At 59.8% G+C, this 13,946-nt stretch carries 12 protein-coding genes and 1 pseudogene; 1 reads left to right on the plus strand and 12 read right to left on the minus strand.

The genetic code is table 11. The features are described from left to right. The first annotated feature begins 123 nt into the window (after positions 1-123). Positions 124-1,068 (plus strand): EF-P lysine aminoacylase EpmA, encoded by a 945-nt coding sequence (gene epmA / locus ACXAE6_RS09775; RefSeq protein WP_475146965.1) that lies wholly within the window; start codon positions 124-126, stop codon positions 1,066-1,068. 2 nt (positions 1,069-1,070) lie between these two features. Here epmA and ACXAE6_RS09780 read toward each other — a convergent pair whose 3' ends face one another. The 12 genes and pseudogenes from ACXAE6_RS09780 to ACXAE6_RS09835 all read right to left on the minus strand — a co-directional run bounded on the left by ACXAE6_RS09780 (position 1,071) and on the right by ACXAE6_RS09835 (position 13,910). Beyond that, positions 1,071-1,646, minus strand: coding sequence for a ProQ/FINO family protein (locus ACXAE6_RS09780; protein ID WP_392802174.1), 576 nt, complete (start codon positions 1,644-1,646; stop codon positions 1,071-1,073). Positions 1,647-1,718: 72 nt separating this feature from the next. Beyond that, on the minus strand, positions 1,719-2,576 hold the full coding sequence (asd, locus tag ACXAE6_RS09785; RefSeq protein WP_475146969.1) for an archaetidylserine decarboxylase: 858 nt from the start codon (positions 2,574-2,576) through the stop codon (positions 1,719-1,721). Position 2,577: 1 nt separating this feature from the next. Continuing rightward, complete coding sequence (locus ACXAE6_RS09790; RefSeq protein WP_475146972.1) at positions 2,578-4,101, minus strand: HDOD domain-containing protein; 1,524 nt, start codon at positions 4,099-4,101, stop codon at positions 2,578-2,580. 91 nt (positions 4,102-4,192) lie between these two features. Then, positions 4,193-5,401: a urate hydroxylase PuuD gene (locus ACXAE6_RS09795; RefSeq protein ID WP_475146976.1), complete on the minus strand. Its 1,209-nt coding sequence runs from the start codon at positions 5,399-5,401 to the stop codon at positions 4,193-4,195. Beyond that, positions 5,401-5,730, minus strand: a complete 330-nt coding sequence (gene uraH, locus ACXAE6_RS09800) for a hydroxyisourate hydrolase (protein ID WP_475146979.1) — start codon at positions 5,728-5,730, stop codon at positions 5,401-5,403. Before uraH ends, ACXAE6_RS09795 begins: the two co-directional genes overlap by 1 nt. A 170-nt stretch (positions 5,731-5,900) precedes the next feature. Continuing rightward, positions 5,901-6,404 (minus strand): 2-oxo-4-hydroxy-4-carboxy-5-ureidoimidazoline decarboxylase, encoded by a 504-nt coding sequence (uraD, locus tag ACXAE6_RS09805; RefSeq protein WP_475146982.1) that lies wholly within the window; start codon positions 6,402-6,404, stop codon positions 5,901-5,903. Beyond that, positions 6,401-7,249 (minus strand): xanthine dehydrogenase accessory protein XdhC, encoded by an 849-nt coding sequence (gene xdhC, locus ACXAE6_RS09810; protein ID WP_475146984.1) that lies wholly within the window; start codon positions 7,247-7,249, stop codon positions 6,401-6,403. The genes uraD and xdhC overlap by 4 nt, the downstream gene beginning before the upstream one ends. Then, positions 7,246-9,579: a xanthine dehydrogenase molybdopterin binding subunit gene (gene xdhB, locus ACXAE6_RS09815; protein WP_475146987.1), complete on the minus strand. Its 2,334-nt coding sequence runs from the start codon at positions 9,577-9,579 to the stop codon at positions 7,246-7,248. Before xdhB ends, xdhC begins: the two co-directional genes overlap by 4 nt. Continuing rightward, complete coding sequence (gene xdhA / locus ACXAE6_RS09820) at positions 9,572-11,014, minus strand: xanthine dehydrogenase small subunit (RefSeq protein WP_475146990.1); 1,443 nt, start codon at positions 11,012-11,014, stop codon at positions 9,572-9,574. Before xdhA ends, xdhB begins: the two co-directional genes overlap by 8 nt. 222 nt (positions 11,015-11,236) lie before the next feature. Next, positions 11,237-12,871 (minus strand): annotated as a pseudogene (locus tag ACXAE6_RS09825) (MDR family MFS transporter). Next, the gene (locus ACXAE6_RS09830; RefSeq protein WP_475146992.1) at positions 12,872-13,306 is read right to left on the minus strand and encodes a MarR family winged helix-turn-helix transcriptional regulator; all 435 of its coding nucleotides are present in this window, start codon (positions 13,304-13,306) and stop codon (positions 12,872-12,874) included. A gap of 85 nt (positions 13,307-13,391) precedes the next feature. After that, positions 13,392-13,910: a DUF6942 family protein gene (locus ACXAE6_RS09835; RefSeq protein WP_475146994.1), complete on the minus strand. Its 519-nt coding sequence runs from the start codon at positions 13,908-13,910 to the stop codon at positions 13,392-13,394. Positions 13,911-13,946: the final 36 nt, after the last annotated feature.

Here is a 13,946-nt window from a genome sequence, read left to right on the forward strand (position 1 = left end):
TAAGTGCGAATATGATTGTGTGACGCGGTTCTCGTTTAACGGAGAGCCTGTGTTGGTCAGCGGAGCGAAGAGGATGGCAACGATGGATGGACTGGGGAGAGATGATGATCACAGGCACTCAAGATGACTGACTGGCAACCCACAGCGAGCTTGAACAACCTGCGCCGCCGGGCTCAGTTATTGGCGGATATTCGCGCTTTTTTTGCGGCGCGCCAGGTGCTGGAAGTTGATACGCCGGTGTTGTCGAACGTCGGCGTGACCGATGTCAATCTCACCAATATCCGCACCACCGATGGCGGCTTTTTGCAGACCTCGCCGGAGTACGCCATGAAGCGGTTGTTGGCGGCGGGCATGGGCGATTGTTATCAGCTCGGTCATGTGTTTCGTCAGGACGAAAGCGGCGTGCGCCATAACGCTGAGTTCACCTTGCTGGAGTGGTATCGGTTGGGTTGGGATGACGTTCAGTTAATGGATGAGGTGGCGCAGTTGTGTCGCGAGGTTTCAGGCCAGCCAGAATTAGCAGCCGAACGCTTGAGTTACCTTAAAGCGTTTGCACAGGCGGGGTTGCCCGATCCGCACCGGGCTGATTTAACGGAGTTGCGCGCTGCCGTGCATCAGCATTTGTCGGCCGACAGCCGTGATTGGCAACGCGATGACTGCCTCGATGCGTTGATGGCGCTGGTGGTGGAACCCTCTTTACCGGCCGATCAGCTGACCTTTATTACCCATTATCCCGCCAGCCAGGCTGCCTTGGCGCAACTTGAAACTCAGGATGAGCTGACATTGGCGCGGCGCTTTGAGGTGTACTGGGGCGCTATGGAACTGGCTAATGGTTATTTCGAGTTGACCGATGTGGCCGAGCAGCAGCGGCGTTTTGCCGAGGATCAGCAGCGCAGAAAAGCTCAGCAATTGCCAGAGGCGGAGATGGATCAGCGCTTGCTGGCGGCGATGCAGGCGGGTTTGCCGGATTGCGCCGGGGTGGCGCTGGGTGTGGATCGATTACTGATGCGGATATTGGGCGAGGACCGCATTGCAGCGGTCCTGCCCTTTAACCGGGAAAACGCCTGAACTCAGTCGTTTTTGGGTTTGTTGACCAAGGCTTCCAACTTGCGTTGCAAGCGATTTTCCTGGTCTTCGGCCGACACCTTCGGCTGCGCCGGTTTTTTAGGTTTGGCTTTCGGTTTTGCCTTGGCTTTTGCTTTGTCTTTTGGCTTGGCTTTGGCGGCACGCTCGGCACGGCGCTTGTCGATGGCGTCGAGTTTTTCTTTGGCGTGAGCGGCGTCTTCGGCGCTCACGGTGCCGGCGGCGCTGCCGTCGATGGTGACGCGATCGGCACCTTCCACCATGCAGGCGTAGTAGGAACGCAACCGCACATAGACGTTGAGCGCGCGGCGAATGCGCGTTTTCGACAGTTTGCCATCTTCGGCCAGCGCTTCATGAATACCGATTTTCAACGGCTTCGGCTGACGCGGATTAAACGCCTGTGGATAGAGTTCGCACAGTTCGTCCATGGCCTTGCGATTGGCCTCAAACTCTTTTTTACGCTGGGCGTCGGTCTTCTTTTTCCTGGCCGTAGCCGCCTCGGCCTGAGGCTGGGCTTCAGGCTTGGTTTGAGACACGTCTTCCTGGGTCGTTTCGTCGGTCATGGTCTGTCCGGCAAGCTCATTGAACGGCGCAGGATACCGGCTTTGAAAACCCGATTCCAGAGACCTTGTTCATCATTTTGTCGCATTGAGCGGTTGGCCCAGTCGAACCGGCTGGCCGGCGCTGATGGTGGCGTCCCATTCCAGGGCGTCGGCTTCGAATAAAGCGATGACGGTACTGCCCAAACGAAAGCGTCCCATTTCCTCGCCACGCTTGAATTGGGGGCCGTCTTCGCCGAAGTGCTGGTGTTTGATGCGGCGGCCGTCGGGCGCGACGATGCCGGACCAGACGGTTTCGATGCTGGCGACGATCATGGCGCCGACCAATACCAGAATCATGCGGCCGTGCGCGGTCTGGAATTCGCACACCAGCCGTTCATTGCGCGCAAATAAACGCGGCACCTTGTCGGCGGTAACGCCATTGACGCTGAACAGCCGACCGGGCACGAAGGTGGTGCGGATCAGTTTGCCGTCACAGGGCATATGAATGCGGTGGTAGTCGCGTGGCGATAAATAGAGCGTGGCAAAACGACCGTCGCGAAAGGCTTTGCCCTGGTCGGCGTCGCCACCGAGCAATTCGGTCAGGCTGTAGTCGCGGCCTTTGGCCTGGAAAAGTCGACCGTTGTCGATATTGCCAGCCTGGCTGACGGCACCGTCGACCGGGCAGATTAAGCGCTGTTGGTCGTCCGGTAAGGGCCGTGCGCCGGGCTTAAGCGCGCGGGTGAAGAAGTCGTTGAAGTTGCGATAGTCGCTTAAATTCTCGCGTTCGGCTTCGCTCATATTGACTTGAAATTGCTTGGCGAAACGTCCGATAAAGAGGCGGCGAATCGGTGCCCATTCGCTGGCGGCCAGACGGCCGACAACACGAGACAACAGATGGTGCGGCGCCAGATATTGGCTGGCGACGAAAAGGCGTTCGGTCAGTAAGCTCATCTTATTTCCGGTTCAGGGCGCTGTTCCAGTCGGCACAAAATTCACGGAACAGGCGATAATCGTGTTCGTTCAGTTCTTCTTTATCGTCTTTGGCGTCGGCGTAAATCAGCAAGGGTATTGCTGTTCCTATCTTGAACGAGCGTAAGAAAAACGCTTCGCCATCGGCGGCTTTCAACAGATCGGCCGGCAGGGTTTGCTGGCCTTTGTTGCGATTGCTGTCGTTGACCCACAAAGCGGCGGTCCGGCGACTGAATTCCTGCATCACCGTGCTTTTAAACAACGGCAGGCGCAGGTTACGCAGCAGCAGATAATAACTGCAACCGGCGGTGCGCGTCGCCTGCCAGTTACCTTCGATCATTTTTAAAATCACGATACGACTGAGCCCCAGACCTTTTTGCAGGCCTTCGAGCGCTGTCTTGTGGACTTCCGCATCGGGAAGTTCAATGTCGCGCCGCAACAGGGTGCGGGCGTTATCCAGATGATCCTGATTCACAGCGCTGCGCTTTTTCACCGGTGGCGGTGGCGGCGCTGGCGGCGGCACGGGTTTAGCGGCCACGCGGGGGCGCGGCTCTTGGGGTTTTTCACGCAGGCGCAGATCATCGGCGGTATCGAGATTGGGGTCGCGGACTTTTTTGGGTGCGACGCCCGGTGCCGCTTTACTGATCGGTGGCTGGTGCGCCAGCAATTGCCGGGCCGCGCTGCCGGCTTCCGGCAGGTGGTATTGACGCGCTGCCTGGGGAATCCAGATTTTCAGTCGCTGGCGGAAGTCGGCGAGGCCCAGCGCCGTTGCACCGATTTTGCACAGTCGGTCCAGTGCCGGCGAATCCCACGACAGCCTCAGTTGATACGCCAGTTCGTGACTGAGCGGCAGCAGCGCACTGAGCATGGCGCTGCGATTGGGCAACAGACGCTCGCTGATCTGATCGAGTTCTGCGGCGCTCAGATGTTCTGGTGGCTGCGGTAAGTTCAGGTAATGGCACAGCCGGCGAGTCCAGTGGGTCAGCGATTGTTCGATCAGGGTTTCGACCAGTTCGGTTCGGTCACGGCCTTCGGTCGAGCGTTGCTCAAAGGCTTCCATACGCTGCGGTTCCAGCAGCCACAGCGCCCAGAAACCGAGGTTGTGAAACAGCACGCTCCAGAAATCGGCGTCGCTCCAGGGCAGGCTGCGCTGCTCGAACCATTGCTTCATCAGGCTGGCGGCGACCAGGCTGTCGGCAATGTTCAGGCGCAGGCCGCGATAGGCAGTGCTGCCCGGGCTGATGCGCGGAATGGTGCGGTTCAGGTTGATCAGGCGTTGTACACCGAGCACAGCGGCGGCGTGATCGAGGGTGCTCAGTTGCTGGTCGCGGTTGGCGTAAATGCGGTTGGCCTGCCCCATGATCTGCATCGCCAGCAGTGGATCTTCGCGCACGGCCTGGTTCCAGTCGGACAGCGGCGCGGCCGACGATGGCAAGGCACTTTGGGGAATCAGAGCGGGAAGATTGGCCGCTTGAATACGTTCTAGCCAGGGGTTGGAAGTGCTCATCCGCAGGTCGTCGGGTCCGGTTGTGGCTGGTCCCCGACACGGATCGGGGTGGGCCGGCAATCCCAATGGCCGACCCACATTTTAGTGTGGCTTAAAAACGTTGTTTTAACCAGTTGCCCAAAGCGACGCGTTCGTCGTCGGTCATCTCCGTTCGGTTCAGGAACGGCATGTCTCGGGTGACCACGGCGCGTTGTTCGATGCGTCCGGACCAGCGTTCAATCTGCGCCAGGTCATCGAGCACCACGCCCGATGGCGCCGACGGAAACAGGCTGTCGGTCGGCTGCGCCGAATGGCAGGTGGCGCAGCGGTTCTGCACCAGCGCCAGAGCGTCGGCATCGGACATCACCGAAGCGGTTTCTTCGCTGTGAGCGGCGCTGTTGCTGATTGCCGGCGTCGATTCAGGCCAACTCAGAATAGCCGCCATCAGTACAAAGGCGATGCCGGCGGCGACCAGATAGGCCGGTTGCCGAACGCCGCGATGCGCCAGGTTGAAGTAATGCCGCACGCACAGGGTGATGGCGATGATGGCCATCAAAATCAGCCAGCTGTCGTCGCCCTGATAGGTCATCGGGTAGTGGTTGCTGATCATCAAAAAGATGACCGGCAGCGTGAAGTAGTTGTTGTGGACGCTGCGTTGTTTGCCGGTGAGGCCTGGTTTCGGGTCGGGCAGTTCGCCCCGCGCCACGGCGGCGACCATTTTGCGCTGGCCGGGGATGATCTTGAAGAAGACGTTGGCAACCATGATGGTGCCGATCAACGCGCCCATATGGATAAAGGCGCCACGGCCGGAAAAGGTGTGCGTCAGCAGCCAGGCAAAGCCGCAACCGATGATAAAAACAACCACGCCAAACCAGCGGCTTTCGACCAGCCTGGTGCGACACAGGGCGTCGTAAATCACCCAGCCGGCGAGCAGGTATCCCAGACCATAGAGGATGGCGCGACCGGTGCTCAGCGGCATCACATTGGGATCGATCAAATAGGCCTGGGCGCCAAAATAGTAGACCCAGGTAAGCAGCAGGAAGCCGGTGATCCAGGTGGTGTAGGCTTCCCATTTGAACCAGTGCAGCTTGTCGGGAATCGCCTTGGGGCCGACCTTGTATTTGGCGACTTCGTAGAAACCACCGCCGTGTACCGCCCACAGATCACCGCCAATGCCGGCGTCTTTTTTCCATTGCGGTGGCTCGGTCAGATGGTTGTCGAGCCAGATAAAGTAAAACGACGAGCCAATCCAGGCGACGCCAGCGATGACATGGAACCAACGTAAAAACAGGCTGACCCATTCAGCGAAAAAAACGTCCATTAACTGCCTCGGTAGGTGGAATAGCCAAAGGGACTGACCAGCAGCGGCACGTGATAGTGCGCGTCGCTGCCGGACAACTGAAAGCAAACGGTCGCTTCGGGATAGAAGGACTGGCCGTGGGTGGCGGTCAGATAGTCGCCGGTGTGAAAGGTCAGGGAGTAGACGCCATCGGCAAAACCGCCTTCGGGCCAGTCGCCAAAACGGCCGTCATCGTTGGTGACGCCTTCGGCGATGACAGTGCCGCTGGCGTTTTTTAGCGTCAGCTTCATGCCCCGGGCGGGCTGGCCCAGGGTGGTGTCGAGCACATGGGTTGAGAGGGTGTGGCTCATTTTGACTCCGTGTTTTTGTTGTCGGCGTTAGCCGCGCCGGTTGGCGGGCACTCCCCCAGAGGGACGCTGCAAGTACCTCCCTGTAAGCTCGTGATTCCCATCCCTGGGAATCCACGCCCTCTGGTGAAGTGCCCGCCAACCAGCGCTTAATGCAGTGGTTTCAAACCGGTTTACAAGACGGCTTCATCCAACCGTTTCAACGTAATTTTCAACTGCTGCTGCGCCGCCAGTTTCAGTTCCTGATCGGTGCTGTTGTCGATGCGGGCGTTGAGCAGTTCCAGCATCTGGTCGGCGGTTTTGCCGCTGGCAAAGACAATAAAAATAAAACCGTGTCGTTTGAGGTAGCGCTTATTGCCATCGGCCAGTGCCTCTAACGTTGCTTCGCTGGCGCCCGTCGCACCGGCCTGTTCGGCGCTCGATAGGTCTTTGCTGGCGTGGTATTTGGCGCGCAGGCTGTCGATGTCGCCAATCATCGGATGGCCTTCGAACGCCTGGCGCCAGTCTTCTTCATTGGTGCCGGCCCAGTGGATACGGGCGCTGTCGAGCAGGTCGGTGCGGTCTTTGAAGGGCCGCGCCGCAACCATGCGATCAATCCAGCGCTCGGCAGTGCAGGTGGTGCGCAAAAAAGCGGCCATCTGATCGGCGGGCAGGGCGTTGATTTCTTCCACTGTCATGACGTCTTTTCCTGGCTCAATGACTGACTGTGTTGCCAGTTCAGACCGGTTGTTTTTTTACCGGTTTGCGCAACCGGCTGATGCAGCCTTTGGATCAGTTGGCCAGCGATCGAAACCGCCACTTCCGCCGGACGCTTGCCCGGAATGTCTGCCTGGCCAACCGGGCAGATAACGCGCGCGATATCGGCGTCCGACCAGCCGCGATGCGCCAACCGCTGACGAAAACGCTTGGCTTTGGTGGCCGAGCCGATAACGCCGATATAGCCGATATCCGGCCGCTTCAGTGCCGCCTGTACCAGTTCGAAATCGAGTTGGTGATTGTGCGTCAGAATCAGTACCCAGCCGTTTTCCGGTAAATCCGCCACCGCATCGACCGGATTGCTCAGGCATTGCACGCGTACGCCGGCGGGCGCGTCTGCCAGCCAATCGGCGCGCGGGTCGATCCAACTCAGTTGCACATCGAGTGGCGCCAGTATCGGTAGCAAGCGCTGGGCCACATGGCCGGCACCGAACACCGCCAAAGGTTGGCGAGCGTTTACCAGCACTTCAAACAGCAACTGAGCCGCGCCGCCGCAGCATTGGCCGCGACTGGCGCCGAGTTCAACGCGTTCGACCTCGGTGCGGGCCTCGCCTGCAGCAAGTAGTTCACGCGCGCGCTCAATGGCCTGATATTCCAGGTTGCCGCCACCGATGGTGTCCCACTGATCGGCGGCGCTGACTACCATCTTTGTGGCGGCGTCGCGTGGCGTGGAACCGGCGGTGCTGAGTACGGTGATCAACACCAGGGGCTCGCCGTTTTGTTGCAGCTCGTTGACCGCTTCGAACCAGCGCCAATGTCGTTTCATTGGGTATTTCCTCGCAGCGATTCGATGGCGAACAGCACCCGTTCGGGTGTCGCCGGTGTGTCGAGCGCCGGGCTGAGTTGGTAGTCACTGACGCTGGCGATGGCGTCGCGCAACGCACACCAGACACTGATCGGCAACATCAGCGGCGGCTCACCGACGGCTTTGGATTTAAACACTGTGTCTTCGCGATTCGGCTGCGGGTAGAGGTCGACATTGAACACCGGCGGGGTATCGCCGATGGCCGGGATTTTGTAATTGGCCGGGCTGTTACTGAGCAATCGGCCGCTGTCGTCCCATTTCAGTTCTTCGCTGGTCAACCAGCCCATGCCCTGAATAAAGCCGCCTTCAATCTGACCGATGTCGAGCGCTGGGTTGATGCTGTCGCCGACGTCGTGCAATACATCGACGCGATCGACCGAGTATTCGCCGGTCAGGGTGTCGATGCTGACTTCCGAGCAGGACGCGCCGTAGGCGAAATACAGGAAGGGCCGACCTTTGCCGTTTTCGGCGTCCCATTCCAGCTTGGGCGTGCGGTAGTAACCGGTGGCTGAGAGTGAAATTCGGTTCAGGTAGGCGGTTTGCACCAGGTCGGCGAAGTCGATGATGTTGTTGCCCAGCGTGACTTTGCCGGCCTGGAAGCTGACTTCATCGGGCCTTAAACCATAGTGATCGCAGGCAAATTCGATCAGTCGCTGCTTGATCGCCCGCGCTGCGTTCTGCGCCGCCTTGCCGTTCAGATCGGTGCCGCTGGACGCTGCCGTCGGTGAGGTGTTGGGTACCTTGTCGGTGCGGGTAGCCGAGACCTGGACGGTTTCCAGGGCAACACCGAATTCGAGCGCGACGATCTGCGCCACCTTGGTAAACAGACCCTGACCCATTTCCGTGCCGCCGTGGTTCAGGTGAATCGAACCATCGGTATAGATGTGCACCAGCGCACCGGCCTGGTTCAGGTGTTTGGCGGTGAAGGAAATGCCGAATTTTACCGGCGTCAGCGCCAGGCCTTTTTTGATGATCGGGCTGGTTTTGTTGAATTCGGTGATCGCGGCGCGGCGCTGCCAGTAATCGCTGGTGGTTTCCAGACGTTCGATCAGCTGCGGCAGAATGTTGTCTTCTACCGTCATCTGATAGGGCGTGACATCGCGTTCACCCTGACCATAAAGATTGCGCTTGCGAATGGTCAGCGGGTCTTCGCCGCGATGGCGGGCGATGTCGTCCATGGCCGCTTCGATGGTCATCATGCCCTGAGGGCCGCCAAAGCCGCGAAAGGCGGTGTTGGAGACGGTGTGAGTCAGGCAGCGGTAGCCGTCGATGGCCGCATCGCCGAGGAAATAGGCGTTATCGGCATGGAACATGGCGCGATCGACAATGGCGTTCGATAAATCCGGCGAATAACCGCAGAAGCCGTTCACTTCTATTTTCGCTGCCTGAATCACACCGGCGTCGTCAAAACCCAGCTGCCAGCGGTTATCGAACGGGTGGCGTTTGCCGGTGGCGCTCATATCGACGCTGCGCGGCAGCCGTATTTTTACCGGCCGGCCGGTGTGATGCGCCAGCAAGGCAGCGATGCAGGCCCACTGCGCTGCCTGGCTTTCCTTGCCACCGAAAGCACCGCCCATGCGGCGTACATCGACTGTGACCTTGTTAAAGGCAATACCCAGCACTTCGGCGACCAGCTTCTGCACTTCGGACGGATGCTGGCTGGAGGTGTACACCAGCATGCCGCCGTCTTCTTCGGGAATGACCAGGCTGGCCTGACCTTCGAGATAGAAGTGTTCCTGACCGCCGATCTGAATACGGCCGCTCAGTTGGTGTGGTGAGTTTTTGAGTGTGGTATCGGCATCGCCATGGCGAAAGTGCACTGGCTTGCCGACCTCGGCGCCGATGGCTCGCGCCTGTTCGACGCTGAGAATGGCGTCGCTGGCTTCGATCTCCCAGCTTGCCGCTTTGACCGCCAAGCGCGCCTGTTCGTAGCTGTCGGCAGCGACGGCGAATAAGGGCTGGCCGTGGAACAGAATGGTGTCTTCAGCCAACACCGGATCGCCGCCGAAGACGGCGCCGATGTCGGTATGGCCGGGGACATCGGCGACGCTGATCACCCGCTGCACGCCGGCGGCTGAACGCACCGCATCCAGTTGCAGCGACTTAAGCGTGCCGTGCGCGACATCGGCCTGGCCGACCGCCGCGTGCAGCAAACCGGCCGGTTCGGGCATATCGTCGATATAGCGGGCCTGGCCTGCGACCTGACGGCGGGCGCTGTCGTGTTCGACCGGCTGGCCGGCCTGGCCGAGGCTGAATTCGGGCTTGAGCAGGGCGTCGGTCAGTTTACGCATGATGGAAGGCTCCCGGGTTCGATACACGGGTAATCAGACCGCTGTTGCTGGTCTCCAAATAGAAGCGGCGCAGCAGATTGGCAGTGACGGTGACGCGGTACTGGGCGCTGGCGCGGACATCGTCGATGGGTTGCAGCCGGCTGGCGAGGTCGCTGGCGACGGCGTCGATATCCAGTTGCGACCAGGCTTGGCCAACCAGCTGTTGCGACCAGTCATCGAGGCTTAATGGCGTCGCCGCCAGGCCACCAAAGCCAGCGCGGAAGGCGGTGACGCTGTCGCCATCGCGTTCCAGATAAAAGCAGGCGCAGACGGTGGAAATATCGTCTTCAAAGCGTTTGGAAATCTTGTAGGCGCGTACCGTGCTGTTGTCCGGACGGCGCGGAATATGAACGGTGTCGATCCATTCGCCGTCGGCCAACACCGTTTGGCGATAGCCGGTAATCAGCTGCGCGACCGGCAACCGACGCTGACCGTTTGAGCTTGCCAGCGTGACCTCGGCGTTCAACGCAATCAGCAGCGGCGGGGTATCGCCAATCGGTGAGGCGTTGCCCAGGTTGCCACCCAAACTGCCGCGATTGCGGATCGGCGTGGAGCCGAGGCGATCAAGCCATTCGCTGGCTTCGGGGTAGTCGGCCAGCAGCGCGGGTGCCAGATCGGCGTAAGGCAGGGCGGCGCCGATGTTGATAAAGGCGTCGTCGACGCTCAGTTGCTGCAATTCTTCGACGCCAGTCAGGTCGATCAGGGCGGGCAGCTCTTTGACCAACTGGGTTTTCTCCAACGCCAGGTCAGTGCTACCCGCGCTCAGCCGAGCTTCGGGATGCGCTGCCAGTACCTGGCCCAATTCATCGCGGTTGCGCGGCTGCCAAAAGCCGACACCGCTATCACTTTGGGCCGGGTTCAGCGCCGCTAATTCGGCTTCGATGGTGTCCGCCTGTTCGCTGAACGCATCGCCATGGTGTTGTTCGAGCAGTTCCAGGGCGGCATCGATGATCGGCCGGTAACCGGTGCAGCGACAGAGGTTGCCGGACAGCGCATTCAGCACCGCCACGCGTTCCGGCGCGACCTCGCTGTGGTAGAGCGCGAACAGACTCATGATAAAACCGGGCGTGCAAAAACCGCATTGCGAGCCGTGGTGTTTCACCATGGCCTGTTGCACCGGATGCAATTGGCCGGTTGCGGCCAGATGTTCGACCGTCAGCAACTGTTTGCCGGCCAGGCTGTGCACGAAGGTGATGCAGCTGTTGACGGCGCGATAACGCAGCCCTTTCTGGGTGCGTTCACCGACCACCACGGTGCAGGCGCCGCAGTCGCCGGAGGCGCAGCCTTCCTTGGTGCCGGTTAGTTTGGCGTGCTGCCGCAGGTATTCGAGAACGGTGAGGTCCGGATCGGTCGGCGTCAGCTCGACGCGGGACCGGTTTAATAAAAAGGTGGTCATGCCATGGCTCGCTGTTCGCGGGCAAGCCGTCACGGTTGCTTGCCCTTGTTGTTTTTAGCAATGCAAATTAAAGACCATAATATGACCGAACGGTCAGGAAATGCAAAGAAGCAGTGGCGTCGCAAAGGTGAGGTTTGGTAACAATCTGTTTGGCGCCTTGGTCGAACCAAAACGATGCGTGCTGTTTTTGTTGTGCGCTGTTTTGGTTCGGATGGCGAGGCTTCAGACCGAGGCGGTTGAACGCCTTGGTTGCAGTCGGGTTTCGGGAATAAAGCAGGTGACTATCAGGCCGAGCAGAATCACCAGCGCCTGGGCCCACAAAATAGCGCTCATGCTGTCGGACCAGGCGCCGCGCAGATCGCGATCCAGCGCTTCAGCGGCGGCCAGCGTTGCCAGGCGCTCGTCTTCGACAGACAGCGACAGTGGCTGTGCTTCAGTTTGGTAGTGCGCTTCTATATCCGCCTGCAAGGCCGCCAGGTCGAGATGCGGTTGCTGCACATCAGCGCGGGTTAACTCGACCACGGCCTCGTAGTCGGTCAGTGCAGCGGGAATGGTTGGCAATACCTGACTGCTCAGTTGCACCTGCATCACCGCCGCGAAAATAGTGCCCATCACCGCTACGCCCAGCGTGGAACCAAACTGGCGGGTAAAGTTGGCGGCACTGGAGGCCATGCCGATTTTGTCGGCCGGCGCGGCGTTGATCATCATCTGGGTAAAGAGCGGCATGGACGGGCCCAGGCCGATGCCGAGTAAGACGACGCGGGTGGTGACAGACAACTGGCTTTGATCCGGGCTTAACGTCAAAGTCAGCCAGACAACGCCGGTCAGCAACAGCAGCAGGCTGGGAATCAGCACTGGCTTGTAGGCGCCGATGCGCGACACCAACTGACCGCTGACGATGTTGCCAAAGACAATGCCTAACGTCAGCGGGATCAGCGTCGCGCCCGAAGCGGTGGCGCTGACGCCCAGAGCGTTGACCATATAGAGCGGAATAAACACCAGCGAGCCGAGAAAGGCAGCACCGACCAGAAAGCTGGCCAGCGCCGATTAGCCATAGCGCGCATCGAGAAACAGACGCAACTCGATGATGGGTTCGGCCGCGCGCCATTGATGCCAGCCAAAAGTCAGTGCCGCGCCGACCGACAACGCCAGCATGCTCAGCGTCTGAGGGGCGCTCCAGGCAAAGCGGGACGGCGCCAGCGACAGCGCCAGCAACAGCGGAATCACCGCCAGCAGTAACAGCAGGGCACCGCTGTAATCGATGGTGCGGGGGCCGTCGTGACGCAGCACTGGCATGCGCGTCAGCACAAAGGTCAGCGCAATCGCCGCAATGGGCAGATTAACGAGGAAGATCCAGTGCCAGCCGACCAGGTCGGTCAACAGACCGCCGATGCCCGGGCCGATCACCGAACTGAGACTAAAGACCGCACCGAACAAACCCTGATAACGCGGCCGCTCTTCGGGGGTAAAGAGATCGCCGATCACCGCCAGCGCATTGGTCATAATGGCGGCGCCACCCAAGCCTTGCAGCGCCCGCGCCAGGACCAGTTGCAGTGGCGATTGCGCCAGGGCGCAGAACAGACCGGCGGTGCTGAACAGCAGTATGCCGGTGGTGATGCTGTTGCGCCGGCCATAGAGGTCGGACAGCTTGCCCCAGATGGGCAGCGTGGCGGTGCTGGTCACCAGATAGGCGGTGGCAATCCAGGTAATCCAACTGGTGGGGAAGGCCAGCTCGCGCACGATTTCCGGCGTGGCGGTAGTGACAATGGTTTGGTTGAGCGCGGCCAGAAACAGCGCCAGCATGGCGCCGATCAGGGTAGCGTTGCGCTCCGCTTTGGTGAATTCGTTCTTGGGCATTTACTGCTCCTCAATGAGGGTGGCGGCCAGCTTATCCATGACCCGGGTCGCCGCCGTCAGTTCGTCCTGGGTCAACCCCGATTGCACGATGATGGTGTGCAGCGCCTCAGAGACCTTCGCCAGCAAACTTTCGCCTTGCTCGGTCAGCGACAGCAGAAAGCGGCGGCTATCGGCCGGGTCCAGTTCGCGGCGGATCAGGCCGTTTCTCAGACCGCGCTCGATCAGATGAGATACCCGAGAGTTGGAAACCTGGATGCGTTTGCTGATGTCACTCGGTGAGCGCACACCCTGGGCAACGGCCGACAACAGCGGGTAGTCGCTAAAGGCGTGCCCGGTTTCTTGTTCGACTCGCTGGGCCATCACCGGTTTGATCAACGAAACGTAGCGGCGAATGCTGCTTTGGAAGCGTCGGCTGTCTTCAAGTTGGGGTTTCATTACACTTCCTAAATAATTTAGTTTAGGTAGTAAATAGTTTACCGAAAGAAGTTATGGCTGCCAGTGTGGATCGTCGTTAGAGCGGTTATTGGCGGTTTCGCTGGCTGTCAATTAATCGGTACAAGTCGTCCAGGCGGGCGTTGGAGAGGGCGCGGTAATCGAAATAGGGGGTCAGTATCAGGCGTCGTGACGGTGACCAGCGAAAGCCGTTTTCGCTGTGCAGATCGTCCAGTTGATCAAGCCTGCAACTCTCGGCGTAGGCCTTACCCATAACCAGTTGCCAGCGGTTTTCCGACTTCAGTGGTGGCGCAGAGAACAGCAGTGCGCAACCGCTGCCGGCTTGCAGCAGACGCTGGTCGCGACAGTCTTGCCAACTGGCTTCTTGTGGCTCGAGACGGTGCACTAACTTGGCGTAGAGATTAAAAATTTTGCGCCAGTGATTGCCCGTTGCACTGACCATCGCGCCCAGTTCCCCGGGCACCAGCGGCTGCAGTCGGTCGAGGCTCAGATAGGGTTCCAGCGGTGGTCGATGCGGTGCGAAGAGCACCCACTGGGCATCGGCATCACCCAGGCCAATGGCCGTGTTCGCTAGGTCTTGGGGCATTGCGAATCCGTAAGTTGTTCAATTGGTCGGTTTTTT

Source organism: Saccharospirillum sp. ABV4_185, assembly GCF_056159245.1.